Raw genomic sequence first — 12,903 nt, 5'->3', positions numbered from 1 at the left:
TCCCATCACCTGGTTTCAATCCGCGCCCGCCGGTGAAGGCGGGCGGTGCCCGCCATCGCCCGCATCGTGGCGCAGCCACGCCTGTTTCAATCCGCGCCCGCCGGTGAAGGCGGGCGGTGCCCCTTGGCGACGAGATAGCCAGACGACGACACCTGGTTTCAATCCGCGCCCGCCGGTGAAGGCGGGCGGTGCCATCGTGCCCGAGGTACTGGAGCGCCTGAACGACGTTTCAATCCGCGCCCGCCGGTGAAGGCGGGCGGTGCGGGAGGCCATCAATGGCCCCGGCAGCGTCGAGGCGTTTCAATCCGCGCCCGCCGGTGAAGGCGGGCGGTGCTGGTGCCGATGGATAAAGGCGTCTACTCGATCTCGTTTCAATCCGCGCCCGCCGGTGAAGGCGGGCGGTGCGCTACACCGAGGCGCCGCAGTTCTCGCGCCGGACGTTTCAATCCGCGCCCGCCGGTGAAGGCGGGCGGTGCGCTCGTCGATGTTGTCGCAGCCCCAGCACCAGAGTTTCAATCCGCGCCCGCCGGTGAAGGCGGGCGGTGCCCTTCGAAGTGGCACGGGGCCAGTCTTGGGTGAGTTTCAATCCGCGCCCGCCGGTGAAGGCGGGCGGTGCCGTCTCCAGCAGGCTCAGGCTCTGCGGCGGCATCGTTTCAATCCGCGCCCGCCGGTGAAGGCGGGCGGTGCACGCGCTGCTGGAGCCCCACGACAAGGAGGCGCAGTTTCAATCCGCGCCCGCCGGTGAAGGCGGGCGGTGCCGCCCGCCTTGACGAAGGGCTGCACGTTGGCCTTGTTTCAATCCGCGCCCGCCGGTGAAGGCGGGCGGTGCGCGGCCATCACCTGGCCAGCCAGCCCCAGCGCCTGTTTCAATCCGCGCCCGCCGGTGAAGGCGGGCGGTGCGAGTGCTTGCCGACGTGCTCGGTGAAGTTGGAGAGGTTTCAATCCGCGCCCGCCGGTGAAGGCGGGCGGTGCCGGCGGCATTGCCGGTGGTGATGAGCGTGCGCTGGTTTCAATCCGCGCCCGCCGGTGAAGGCGGGCGGTGCACGATATCGATTGGGAGGGCAAGCCACTCGACAAGTTTCAATCCGCGCCCGCCGGTGAAGGCGGGCGGTGCCTGAGCAGACTGAGCTGTTGGATCGGCTGGCCTTGTTTCAATCCGCGCCCGCCGGTGAAGGCGGGCGGTGCCGCACGGTGGCGCGGTAGTGGTTCGTCCGGCGCGAGTTTCAATCCGCGCCCGCCGGTGAAGGCGGGCGGTGCCACCAGCTTGGTCGGGTAGTACAGGCACATCGTGTGTTTCAATCCGCGCCCGCCGGTGAAGGCGGGCGGTGCGAGTGCTTGCCGACGTGCTCGGTGAACTTGGAGAGGTTTCAATCCGCGCCCGCCGGTGAAGGCGGGCGGTGCCGCCTTGCGCTTGTTCTGCGCGTTGATTGCCGGGGTTTCAATCCGCGCCCGCCGGTGAAGGCGGGCGGTGCCAGCCATGACGACACCGTGGCCATCCGCGTCTGGTTTCAATCCGCGCCCGCCGGTGAAGGCGGGCGGTGCCCGCACCTTGCCCACTGGGCACCGTCCAACCCTTGTTTCAATCCGCGCCCGCCGGTGAAGGCGGGCGGTGCGTTTCCCGGAGAGCCAATTCGCCGGCTACGTCGTGTTTCAATCCGCGCCCGCCGGTGAAGGCGGGCGGTGCTTGTGTGGCGTTGAGAGGCTCGCCGGGACAAAACTGTTTCAATCCGCGCCCGCCGGTGAAGGCGGGCGGTGCCGGGCGTCTCGCGGGTCACGGTCACCGGCGCGCCGTTTCAATCCGCGCCCGCCGGTGAAGGCGGGCGGTGCCAGTGACTACTGCCTTGCGCGGCGCCTTCAAGGAGTTTCAATCCGCGCCCGCCGGTGAAGGCGGGCGGTGCGCCCTGCACACCGGCCAGCGCCGCGCAGACTTGGCGTTTCAATCCGCGCCCGCCGGTGAAGGCGGGCGGTGCGCCGTGGTGACACCCATGGACTTGGCGGCAATCTGGTTTCAATCCGCGCCCGCCGGTGAAGGCGGGCGGTGCGCGCTGGTGCGTGGTGTCGCTCACCTTCACGAACCGTTTCAATCCGCGCCCGCCGGTGAAGGCGGGCGGTGCAAGCGCTGAGCCAAGGCGGCGTCGGCGTGGTGGGGGTTTCAATCCGCGCCCGCCGGTGAAGGCGGGCGGTGCGTGGCAAGCCACTCGCACCACTCCTGCGTTTGCAGTTTCAATCCGCGCCCGCCGGTGAAGGCGGGCGGTGCGGCGTACCGGGGTGCGCGCACCGGTGGGCCACGATGTTTCAATCCGCGCCCGCCGGTGAAGGCGGGCGGTGCCCTGGCCGGCCTGCAGGCTCGTGATGATGTCGGTGTTTCAATCCGCGCCCGCCGGTGAAGGCGGGCGGTGCGCGCGATGCCCGTGCCGCTCACGTCCAGCGGGTAGTTTCAATCCGCGCCCGCCGGTGAAGGCGGGCGGTGCGGGTCTTGGCGGCGGCGAAGGTGGAGCTGAAGTAGTTTCAATCCGCGCCCGCCGGTGAAGGCGGGCGGTGCGCCGCGTCGCCGACAAGGACCGGGCAGAGATCGAGTTTCAATCCGCGCCCGCCGGTGAAGGCGGGCGGTGCGGCCGACCCTGTGCCCTGCGTGCCGCCAGAGCCCAGTTTCAATCCGCGCCCGCCGGTGAAGGCGGGCGGTGCGTTGTAGCGCATCCGGTAACCGAAGTGCTGCATGTTTCAATCCGCGCCCGCCGGTGAAGGCGGGCGGTGCATGAACGCGGCGGCCAACAGGGAAGGCAACGACCTGTTTCAATCCGCGCCCGCCGGTGAAGGCGGGCGGTGCCTGGTAGGCGTTGAACGCGCGGCTGTATTCGTTGTCGTTTCAATCCGCGCCCGCCGGTGAAGGCGGGCGGTGCCGTCGCCGATGGCGGCGCGGATCTGGTCCAGCGCGTTTCAATCCGCGCCCGCCGGTGAAGGCGGGCGGTGCGAGCCAGGGGTTGATAGCTGCGGTCCACTGGCAGTTTCAATCCGCGCCCGCCGGTGAAGGCGGGCGGTGCGTGCCAGCCTTGCGGCGAGGGTCTGGCCGCTGCAGTTTCAATCCGCGCCCGCCGGTGAAGGCGGGCGGTGCACCACAGGCTGGCGCAGCTCGTTCGTGCCCGCGTGGTTTCAATCCGCGCCCGCCGGTGAAGGCGGGCGGTGCAGAGCTTCAGCCAGCCCTCGCGCACTGCCTTGCGGTTTCAATCCGCGCCCGCCGGTGAAGGCGGGCGGTGCTCCACCGTCGCAAGTGCGGGATGTTGCACATGAATTGTCGGTGGTCGCGCGAACCCGCCGGGTGAATAGAGCGTGCGAACGTGGCCGGCGCGCAGCGCAGGCGCTGAACTCTTGTGCTGACAAGGACTTGTGCCGCGCGCGAACCTCTCGCGGCGAGCGGCGGCACTGGAGGTTCGCGGCAGACAGGTGTCAATCACTGGGGGCCAATGTCAAAGCACCAGCGGAGCATCGAAATCCGTGGCCTTGAAGTGACCGTATTCACGCACCTCGCTGCCCCGGGTTTCGGGCAGCCGGTAGATGCGCAGGCAGTCCTGCTGATCGTTGATCTCGGCCAGCAGCTTTCGCTCGAGAGTCTCCATTTGCGCAAGGTCGATCTGGCATTCGAAGACGGATTTCTGCACACGTTGCCCGGTGGACTCGCACAGCTTGGCGACGCGCCGCAGGCGGCGCCGGCCTTCCTTGGTTTCTGTGTTGACGTCGTAGCAGACGATGACGAGCACGGGCGCCTCACTTGATCAGAAAGGGCACGTAGCCGGCGGCCTGCCCGTCGGCATCCGTCTCGCCGCGCACCGCACGCGCCAGCAGTCGCGCCTGGATCAGGGGCACCAGCCCTAGCTGTCGTTTCCCAAGAGGTTGTTCACCCGAAGTAGTCGGGGAAGATGGAGGTTCTCACGCCAAACCATCAACCCCAGACAACCTCGGATGAACAGCCATAAGAATGCCTCATTAACGCCGCGAGGCCGCGAGCACTTGGTCAAAAACATCGCCTCCCAGGGCGCCAGGAAGGCAGCCGATGCTGCGGGCATCAGCACGCGCACGGCGGCGCGCTGGAAGCGGCGCTACCAGCTCGAAGGCGTAGCAGGTCTGCGGGACCGCAGCTCTCGTCCGCATCGCAGCCCCACGCGCATTGGTTCAGACAAGACGGAGCGGATCGAGGGCCTGAGGCGCAATCAGCGCCTGGGCTACGCGCAAATCGCCGAGCGTGTGGGCGTCTCCAAGAGCACTGTGGGGCGCGTATGCGTGAAGGCCGGCCTGGCCAAGCTGCCGCCAGTGCAGGACAGCGTGCCCGTGCGCCGCTATGAGAAGGAGCGCCCCGGCGAGCTGCTGCACATGGACATGAAGAAGCTCGGCTGCTTCGATCAGCCCGGGCATCGCGTGACGGGAGACCGCACGCGCAACACGCCTCGTGCGGGGTGGCAGGCGTTGCACGTGGCCATTGACGACCACTCCCGCGTCGGCTTCAGCCAAGTGCTGCGCGACGAGACCAGCCACAGTGCCTGCGACTTCCTGATCGCGGCGCTGCGCTACTACCGCAAGCTCGGTGTGCCCATCCAGGCTGTCATGACCGACAACGGATCGGCCTACAAGTCCAGGCGCTTCGCCAAGCTCCTGCGCCGCCTTGGCATCAAGCACAAGCGCACGCGGCCCTACACGCCGCGTACCAACGGCAAGGCCGAGCGCTTCATCCAGACGCTTCTGCGCGAATGGGCCTATGCCTATCGCTATCCCAGTTCAGACGTCCGCGCCGCTGAATTGCAGCCCTGGATGCAGCACTACAACTTCAGCCGCCCGCACTCCGCCGTCTCCCACAAACCTCCCGCCTTCAGACTCGGCTTCGACGGGAACAACGTCCTGAGAAACTACACCTAGCGCCACCGGCTGGGCGAGCAGCGGGTGTTGCAGCAGGTCCTGCTTGCGCTCCTGGTAGGCCACCAGCACGCCTTTGCGCGCGTCGGCCAGCAGGCTGATGGCGCCGCCCTCGCGTTCGACGAAGTCGCCGGCCCGCAGCTGCTGGCGGTTGATGAGGGTCAGCGCCAGGCGCTCAGCCTGCGGGCGGAACTCCTCCATTAGGTCAAGCGCCAGCGCCGCGCGGCCGGGACGCAGCGTGTGGAGGAAGCCGACCTGTGGGTCGAGCCCGACGGCTTCGAGCGCGCTGCGGCAGTCGTTCATCCACAGGCTGTAGAGGAAGGACAACAGCGCGTTGAGCCGGTCACGCGGCGGGCGCCTGCTGCGGCCGTCGCGCATGCTGAAGTGCTCGCGGGCGTCCGGGCGCACCAGTAGGCTCAGGCCGGCGAAGTGTGTGCGTGCGGCTTCGCCCTCAATTCCGCGCAGTTCATTCAGCGTGCCGCAGCCGGGCAGGGCGCGCAGGCTGGCGGCCAGGTTCAGCGCCTGGCGCGTGAGCGCGTCCGCGTCGGCGTCGTTGCGGGCCTCGCGTGCGCCGCGTTGCAGCAGGCTGCGGGCGTTGCGGATCTTGCCAGCGACGAAGCTGCGCGCCAGCGCAAGCATCAGGCCGGCATCTCCGCAAGCCCGGTGCTGGGCCTGGCGCAGCAGCACGTTGCCGGCCATCGGGCCTTCCAGCCGGGCCTGGAATCGGCCATTCGCATCCAGCAGCACGAGCGCAATGCCCTGCTGCGCCAGCATGTGCATAAGTGGCGTGGAGAGCTGGATGTGGCCGAAGCACACCACCGCGTTCAGGTGATGCAGCGGCACGCGCAGCTTGAGTTCCTGGTTCTGCTCGATGGCCAGCGTCTGGTTGTCCAGGCGCAGATAGGTGTCGGGCGTGGTCAGGTAGAGGGTGTTGAGCAGGTGCATGGCCGGCTTCAGGTTTCGTCATCGGGGTCGAAGAGCCGGCGACGCAGTTGGGCCAGTGCCGCAGACTTCGCGGCCTCGGGCTGGCAGCGGTCCCGCAACGAGCAGGGCTTGCAGCGCTGCGCAGCCAGTTCGCCAGTCAGCGGTGGCGGCAGCCGGCCCAACGCGAGCTGTGCGGCCACGGCCGCGCGGGTGTCGGCCACCTGGGCGCGCAGCGCGTCGGTGACGGGCACCACGCGTCGGCGCTTGCTGCTGGCGTAGAAGATGGCGCCCTCCGGCACGGCATGGCCGGTCATGGCCTCCAGGCACAAGGCCTGGGCGGCGAGCTGAAGGTCGTCGCAGGCGGCGATGGCGGCGGACTTGTGGCGCGAGCCCTGCTTGTATTCCACCGGGTAAGGGCTGCCGTCAGGCAGGAACTCGACGGCGTCCGCCTTGCCGATCAGCCCCAGGTCGTCGTGCCACAGTGGCAGTGCGCGCTCGACGCGCCGACCGCGTTCGGTTTGCAGCCCCGGCTGGTCCACTCGCGCATGCAGCGCGTTGCCGCGCAGCGTGTGCAGGTTGTCGTCGAAGGCCTGCTCAATGTGGATCAGCCCGCACTGGCGCGGGCAGTAGGCCCAATGCTGCAGAGCCGACAGCGGGATGGCGACGACGTCCTCTTCTTCAGTCATGCCAGTCAATCCTCGATCCCGTGCGAGCGATAAAATTCGCGGCCAAGCAAGGAGGCCGCCCTCATGTCCACCGCTGTCGACCCGACTGAAGTCGCCGCGCTGCAGCGCATCGAAGCCGACGCCTTGCGGCTCAGCCCCGATGAGCGCGCCGCGCTGGCCGAGCGGCTTTGGGCCAGCGTGGAGAGCAGTGACGCGCCTGACCCAGCGTGGGAGGCCGAGATCAGGCGCCGCATGCAGGAGGTTGACAGCGGCGCCGTGCATTGCCGCCCCTGGGATGACGTCATGGCCGAACTGCGAGCCAAACACCAGGGCTGAAGGCCGGGGCGCAAGGCGCGATGCAGTCGCTGACCGTCCACCCTGCGGCGAGCCGTGAGCTGGACGAGGCATTGACCTGGTGCCGGGAGCGCTTCGGCCGAAGGATTTCGGATCGTCTGCTGCTGCAGTTTGATCGCGCGGCCACGCTGCTGAGAGCGCACCCCGAGATCGGCTCCGTCGACGCGTCTGGCGCCCGCAAGCTGCCGCTGCCCCGTTTCCCATACTCCGTCATCTACCGCATCGAAGCCGATGGCGAGCGCATCGTGGTGATGGCTTTGCATCATCAGCGGCGCAAGGCCGGGTATTGGGTGGGGCGGCGGTAGCTGGCAGCCGCCGGCGACCGGCGCGGTCGCCACGCTTCAGCCGATGCGGCGCAGCAGCTTCACGCCGCTGGGTAGGTCAGTCTCGTCCACACGGATCTCGTAGTCGGCAAAGTTGCGCGGCGCGGTGACGCCGTCCTTGAGTTTCACGTCGATGCGATCAAACAGGCTGTGCGAGTGGGCATTGCCGAGTTCGCTCTCGTGTTGAAAGACGAAGAGCCCGCGTGTGGACATCTCGCCCCGGGCAGCGGAGCGGTCGTGCTCGAACATCTGCTCCAAGCCTTGCATCAGCAGCTCCAGGTCTTCGGCCGTGAAGCCGGTCTGCTTGGCGAGAAAGGCCGAGACGAAGCCGTGCGAGCGGTAGAGACCGTACGGCACCGTGTGCTTGCGGCCCATGGTGCGGTTGTCGCCTTCCTGCTTGTCCGCCTCTGCCTGCGTCGCCACGGCCATGCGGGTGATGGCGTGCTCGCTGGCGACGATGGGGTTGGCCGAGCGGGCGAAGGTCAGCTGCACGGGGCCACGGACCTGGCCGCAGTTGACGCCGGTGGACATGACCGCGCCGAACGTGCGCACGTCGAAGAAGTTCTGGCAGATCCAGGCGCGAGCCTTGTCGACACTGTCGGCGCTGCCCTTGCGCTTTTTCTTGCCCTTGGCGTCCGGATCGTCGGCCAATTCGGCCTCGGCGCCCACCGCCGCGTAGGCCTTGCGGTGTGTCTGCTCCAGCACCGCCTTTTCCTTTATGTAGATGTCGTAGGGCGGCTGGGCGCCCTTTACGAGCTGCACGAAGTTGCGCAGCTTGCGCTTGAGCGCCACGTCGGTCATCAGGCCGTGGCCGGTCTCGGCGTCGATGCGGGGCATGTTGCCGGCGTCGGGGTCGCCGTTGGGGTTGCCGTCCTTCACGTCGAAGAGCAGCACGAAGTCGAGGCGGCCCGAAATGGGCGTGGCGTTGGGGGTGCTCATGGTCTCAATCTCCCTGGGGTTGGTCGGTGCTTGTGCCGGCGTCGGACGTCTTGGTGAAGAAGGCCTGGCGCTGGTGGTAGTAGCCGAGGGCGAACTGGCCTTGCTCGGGCAGGCTGAGCTGGCGCGGAAAGCCGTTCATCGGGTCGAGTGGCGCCAGGATCTCGCCGATCAGCTTCTCGAAGTAGCCCGTGAAGCCGTCGCTGAGCTTCTTCAGATGAGCGTTCTTCAAGCGCAGCAGCGTTGTGAACACGGCCACTGGCGTGGTGGAGGCCGCCCCGTAGTAGCGGTCGCGGATGGTGGCGTTGATGCCGGGCTGCGCCTGCTCCTGGATGCGCTCCAGCGTGGCGAAGAGCCGGCCGAGCCGGTATGCCGGGGCGGGGTTGTCCATGTCGAGGGCCTCCTTGAATGTGGGTGACGTGGATGAATAGACGCTGGCGTGGCGGTTCAGCCAGGCCTTCAACACGCAGGCGCGCAGGTAGCTCACGTCCTGCTCGGCCTTGCAGCGCTGTACCGCGGCGTTGAGCAGGCCGGCCGGCAGCGGCAGGCCTTCGAGAATGGCGCGCATCCACTCGCCGGCCAGTCGCGGCGGGATGTTGTCGGCCTTGCCCTGCAGGGCGAGGCTGGTGAGTAGGCGGAACAGTGAAGGCGTTTCGGGGTCGCTGTCAAAACGACGCGCCACGCGGATGTCGTCGAAGTGCTGCACCAGGCGCGGCGCCAGCTCGGCAAAGCGCAGCTGCGGCAGCCAGAAGCGGATGCTGATGCGCGCGGCATTGGGCGACAGGCCCAGCACGAAGAAGCGCGTGTCGGCCTGCTCGGCGGGCAGTGATCCTGAGCGCGCGGCGGCGTGGAGCGCGCGCACGGCGTCACGCGCCTTGTCTGGGTTGTCAGGTTCGCCGAACAGATCGGCCAGCGTGAACTCGCCGTCGAAGGGATGGGGCGCATCGGCCCAGAATACGGTGGAGGCGTCGCCCACCTGCACGCGGTTGCGGGACTCGCGGTCCAGCAGCGCGTTGAGCGCCGTCGTGTACGCAAACATGACAGCCTCGCCCACCGGGGCGTTCTGGCCTTGCGCCTTGCCGTAGGAGTTGAACGCGTCCAAGTTGAACGACACGATGTTGGCGCCCGAACTCTGCGCGCCCCACACGCCCTTGATGGAACCATGCAGGCGGGCCACCGGCCGCAACGCGCCGTCCACCAGACACCGGGCCTGTTCGCCGGGCGACTGCGCGGCGGCCTGGGCCTGGATGGCGGCCTGCACGTTGGGGCGCTGGCATATCAACTGGCCGGCGTCGCCTTGCAGCTCGAAGCTGACCAACGCGTTGACCTCCAGCATCTCCGCCCAGTGCGGCGCAGCACGCAACGCGTCCAGCGAGGGTGCGGCCAGGAAGGCCAGCAGTGCGACCAGGCCGGCGTCGCCGTCGGCATGCGGCTCCAGGGCCTGCACCCGAGCGCGGAACGCCGCCGCCTGCTCCGCCAGACGCGGGCTGTCGCCCTTGGCGCTGACACCGAGCGTGTACTCGGCCGTGTCCCACAGCAGGTTCGCGGCGACGCCAGAGGTCTTCTTGACGCCTTGTGGGACGAAGAAGCCCTGCGCCCGCTGCTTCTTGCCATCGAGGCTGCGTGTGTCGCGCAGTTGAACCGGGTGGCCGTCAGCACGCAGTTCCACGACGAAGGGGATGTCCTTGTCTTCCAGCCCGGGCGAGGGCAGGCGACGGGCGGGGTTCGGGTCGCGGCTGCGGCGCTCGTAGAGCTGGGCGAGGGCTTGCAAGATCATGCGGCGGCCTCCTCGAAGGCGGGCACCTCCACGACGCCGCCCTGCATCTGCGCGCGGAAGAAGTGCGGTTGCGGCGAGGTGGCGTGGGTGAAGTCCAGGTCATACAGCATCCAGCCGAGGTCGCGCGTCTCGTCGATGGGCTCGGGCTGCGCGGAGGCGGCGTCCACCAGCCGCACATCCGCCGCGAACTCGCGGCAGCCGAGATAGGGCTGGTTCACACATTGGCCCTTGCTGGAGCGGCGCTGGAACATCTCCTCGTACTTCTGGCGCGGCTCGTCGCTGCGCACCTCCAGCGTGGCGTGAAGGCGGTAGGCCACGTCACGCAGAAAGAGCCCGGCGCGCTGCTGGCGCTCGTCCTCCACGTACAGCGCCAGGTCGCCCTGGCCGGCGTTCATGGCCTGCTGGACGTTGGTGGTTGAGATGACCGCGCCTACCTCGTTGCGGCGCAGGTTGATCCAGCGGATGGGCTTGAGCACCTCGATGCGCTGCACGCGCCATCGCATGGCTGGTTTCCACAAGATGGCCTCGAAGATGGACCGCGCCGCTGAGGGCGTGATGAGGTCGTAGCTGACGCGTTCGACTTTCATCTCGGGGCGGGTGAAGCAGGCGAAGTCACCCGCGACGTGCAGGCAAAAGGCTTGAGGCATGAGTTCTCCCTGGCTGGAACGATCGAGGTCGTTTGAGCTGAAGGCTATTGCACGAGCGTCAGTGCATCCAGCGGGTTATCGCTAGTCAGCAAGCCGAATCGGGCGTCGTAGCGGTTGTCGTCCTTCAGCAGATGGATGCCGCTGGCAAGCGCCGTGACGGCGCGGGTCTTGAGTAGCTCGTCGAGCTGGCGCTGACGGATGTTGAGCACATAGCGCTGGACGCTGCGCAGCAACCAGCGGTCGGTGTCACCGCGCGCGAGCCGGGTGATCAGGGGCTCCAGGTGGGCGTGGCCGTCGAGCTTGCGGTGCAGCGGGATCAGCAGCGCGGCTTGGTCTTCGTCGTCTATCAACTTGAACTGGTCTGCGGCGCTGCGGAAGTTGAATTCCATCGGGCCGGTGGTTTCGTTGAGCAGGTCGACGATGCCGTAGGCATCGTGGCTTTTCTGGCGGGCGTAGAAGAGCTTGAAGTAGCGCTCGAAGGCCTCTGGCGCGAGCGCATCGGGCAGACCCTCGGCATGCAGGCTGACGGTGGTTTCTGCCGCGCTGCGCAACTGGGCCAGCGTGCGCGGGATGGGCCGCACGACAACGCGCACCTGGCCCAGGCGGCCGGCAAGCCGGCCCTCGCGGTTGCAGCGGCCGGCCGCCTGGGCGATGGAGTCCAGGCCGGCCAGTGCGCGCCAGACCACGGGGAAATCCACGTCCACGCCGGCTTCGATGAGCTGGGTGCTGATGACATGCAGGGTGTCGTCGGCGCCCGCCGCACGGCGCGCCAGCCGGGCGCGGATGTCGGCGATCACCTGGGCGCGGTGGGCGCCGCACATCGCAGCAGAAAGGTGGAGCGTGCTGTCGCGTGGCAGCAGGCGTGCCAGTTCGATGGCGTCCTTGCGGGTGTTGAGGATGGCGAGTGCGCAGGGCTCGGCCTGGATGTGTTCGGCGAGCGCGGGCAGCTCAGTGGGCGTGCTCAGGTCTTCAGGCCACCGGATCTCGGTACGGCGCAACTGCTCGAATAGGCGCCCTGGCGCTGGAATGATGGGTTTGGGTTGGGGCAGGCCGCGCAAGGCCCTGCGAGGATCGATGCTGCTGCGGTCCGTCAGCACCGGCTGCGTCGCGGTGCAGAGCACCAGGCTGATGCGGTAGCGGGTGAGCAGCACGTTGAGCGCGTCGAGGATGGGCTGCAGGAACTCGGGTGGCAGCATTTGTGCCTCGTCCAACACGATGACGCTGCCAGCCAGCCGGTGCAGCTTGCGGCAGCGGGAGGTGCGGTTGGCGAAGAGCGACTCAAACAGCTGCACGTTGGTGGTGACGATGAGCGGTGAGTCCCAGTTCTCGCAGGCCAGGCGCGAAGCCGTGGTTTCGTTGCCGGGTTCAGCTTCGGCCTGGCTGTGATGCTCAATGACCCGGCCTTCGCCAAAGATGCCGGCCAACACGCTGGCGGTCTGTTCAATGATGCTGGTGTAGGGGATGGCGTAGACAACGCGGCGCAGGTCGTGGTGGCGTGCATGCTCCAGCGCAAAGGCGAGCGACGAGAGCGTCTTGCCACCCCCGGTGGGTACGGTGAGGGTGAAGACACCGGGCGGCTGGGCGGCGCTGGCCAGGCAGGCTTGCTGCACCTCGGCACGCGCGGCCATGACGGGGCTGCCGGCTTGACCGCTGACTTGCACGCGCTCGCTGAGTGCGTGCAGATGGGCTTGCAGCTGGTCAGCGTATTCATTCAGCGGCGGAAAGTCGGCGCGGCGCGTGGCCTTGGCATCGTCGAAGTGCTTTTCGGTGTCTAGGAAGTCGGCATCCACCAGGGCTGAGAAGAGCATGCGAAGCGCCAGCGACCGGGCCAGTGGTTCCCGCTGCCCCAGCAGCGCGCGCGCAGCCGCCGAGAGCTTTGCACTGTCGGGTGCGGCTTGCAGCGTCTCGCCGGCTTCTGCGAGGCCCCGCAAAGCTTCTTCGTACTCGGCTTGCGCCGCTGCTTCAGCCAGTCTGGGCGCGAGGCCGCCATGACCGTCTTGTGGCTGCCAGTCGGCCAGGCCCGCGTGGTGGCCGGCTATCAGGTACTGCAGCACGCGAGCCACGCCATCGGCGCTGCGTGCGTCGAGCAGGCGCCCGAACTCCGCTCGCGCGTGCAGCGCGCCCGCGGCGGAGTGTGTTTTCTCGGCGCCAGGCACGCGGCTTTCGATGTGGGCGTCGGGGTTGTGGCGGATGTGCCGCTGAAAACCTGGCCGGGCCTTGCCCAGGTCATGCCAGGCGCCCGCCAGCCCGGCCCAGAGCGTGTCGCCCCATGCCGAGGAGAACTCGGCGGCTAGCGCGGCGACCTTGTCGAGATGCGCCGTCAGGCCGTGCCAGTGACCTGTGTCGTTCTGGCTGTGTGCAATCAACATCCCTGA

General features: G+C 68.1%; 9 protein-coding genes, 1 pseudogene and 1 CRISPR repeat array (1 of these 11 running past the window's edge). Of the genes and pseudogenes, 3 read left to right on the top strand and 7 right to left on the bottom strand.

Annotated features, from left to right (window positions below; translation table 11 throughout):
• A CRISPR array of direct repeats spans nt 1-3,255; the repeat unit is 37 nt; unit sequence GTTTCAATCCGCGCCCGCCGGTGAAGGCGGGCGGTGC; it reaches 1,711 nt to the left of the window's first position.
• A 209-nt stretch (nt 3,256-3,464) separates the two neighbouring features.
• Nucleotides 3,465-3,755, bottom strand: coding sequence for a CRISPR-associated endonuclease Cas2 (gene cas2, locus ACG02S_RS20430; protein WP_394472330.1), 291 nt, complete (start codon nt 3,753-3,755; stop codon nt 3,465-3,467).
• Nucleotides 3,756-3,957: 202 nt separating this feature from the next.
• On the opposite strand from cas2, the gene ACG02S_RS20425 reads away from it, so the two are divergent.
• On the top strand, nt 3,958-4,905 hold the full coding sequence (locus ACG02S_RS20425) for an IS481 family transposase (protein WP_394472411.1): 948 nt from the start codon (nt 3,958-3,960) through the stop codon (nt 4,903-4,905).
• Between the two features lie 27 nt (nt 4,906-4,932).
• On the opposite strand, the pseudogene cas1c reads toward ACG02S_RS20425, so the two are convergent.
• Nucleotides 4,933-5,847 (bottom strand): annotated as a pseudogene (gene cas1c / locus ACG02S_RS20420) (type I-C CRISPR-associated endonuclease Cas1c); the annotation flags it as partial.
• Between the two features lie 8 nt (nt 5,848-5,855).
• Nucleotides 5,856-6,512, bottom strand: a complete 657-nt coding sequence (gene cas4 / locus ACG02S_RS20415) for a CRISPR-associated protein Cas4 (RefSeq protein WP_394472329.1) — start codon at nt 6,510-6,512, stop codon at nt 5,856-5,858.
• Nucleotides 6,513-6,575: 63 nt separating this feature from the next.
• Here cas4 and ACG02S_RS20410 point away from each other — a divergent pair, with 63 nt between their 5' ends.
• The gene (locus tag ACG02S_RS20410) at nt 6,576-6,827 is read left to right on the top strand and encodes an addiction module protein (protein ID WP_394472328.1); all 252 of its coding nucleotides are present in this window, start codon (nt 6,576-6,578) and stop codon (nt 6,825-6,827) included.
• Nucleotides 6,828-6,847: 20 nt separating this feature from the next.
• Complete coding sequence (locus ACG02S_RS20405) at nt 6,848-7,150, top strand: type II toxin-antitoxin system RelE/ParE family toxin (RefSeq protein WP_394472327.1); 303 nt, start codon at nt 6,848-6,850, stop codon at nt 7,148-7,150.
• A gap of 36 nt (nt 7,151-7,186) precedes the next feature.
• Here the strand turns inward: ACG02S_RS20405 and cas7c are convergent, their stop codons facing one another.
• The 4 genes from cas7c to ACG02S_RS20385 are packed head-to-tail and all read right to left on the bottom strand — an operon-like array spanning nt 7,187 to nt 12,897.
• A complete protein-coding gene (gene cas7c, locus ACG02S_RS20400; protein WP_394472326.1) occupies nt 7,187-8,107 on the bottom strand; it encodes a type I-C CRISPR-associated protein Cas7/Csd2 in 921 nt (306 codons plus the stop codon).
• Between the two features lie 4 nt (nt 8,108-8,111).
• Complete coding sequence (gene cas8c / locus ACG02S_RS20395) at nt 8,112-9,881, bottom strand: type I-C CRISPR-associated protein Cas8c/Csd1 (protein ID WP_394472325.1); 1,770 nt, start codon at nt 9,879-9,881, stop codon at nt 8,112-8,114.
• Nucleotides 9,878-10,528, bottom strand: coding sequence for a type I-C CRISPR-associated protein Cas5c (cas5c, locus tag ACG02S_RS20390; protein ID WP_394472324.1), 651 nt, complete (start codon nt 10,526-10,528; stop codon nt 9,878-9,880). The genes cas8c and cas5c overlap by 4 nt, the downstream gene beginning before the upstream one ends.
• A gap of 44 nt (nt 10,529-10,572) precedes the next feature.
• Nucleotides 10,573-12,897, bottom strand: coding sequence for a CRISPR-associated endonuclease Cas3'' (locus ACG02S_RS20385; protein ID WP_394472323.1), 2,325 nt, complete (start codon nt 12,895-12,897; stop codon nt 10,573-10,575).
• Nucleotides 12,898-12,903 lie beyond the last annotated feature (6 nt).

The sequence above is a fragment of the Pelomonas dachongensis genome, from assembly GCF_043555865.1.
Taxonomy (GTDB): domain Bacteria; phylum Pseudomonadota; class Gammaproteobacteria; order Burkholderiales; family Burkholderiaceae_C; genus Pelomonas; species Pelomonas dachongensis.
The sequence above is the reverse complement of the archived record's forward strand: the minus strand, read 5'-3'. Positions and strand labels throughout refer to the sequence as shown.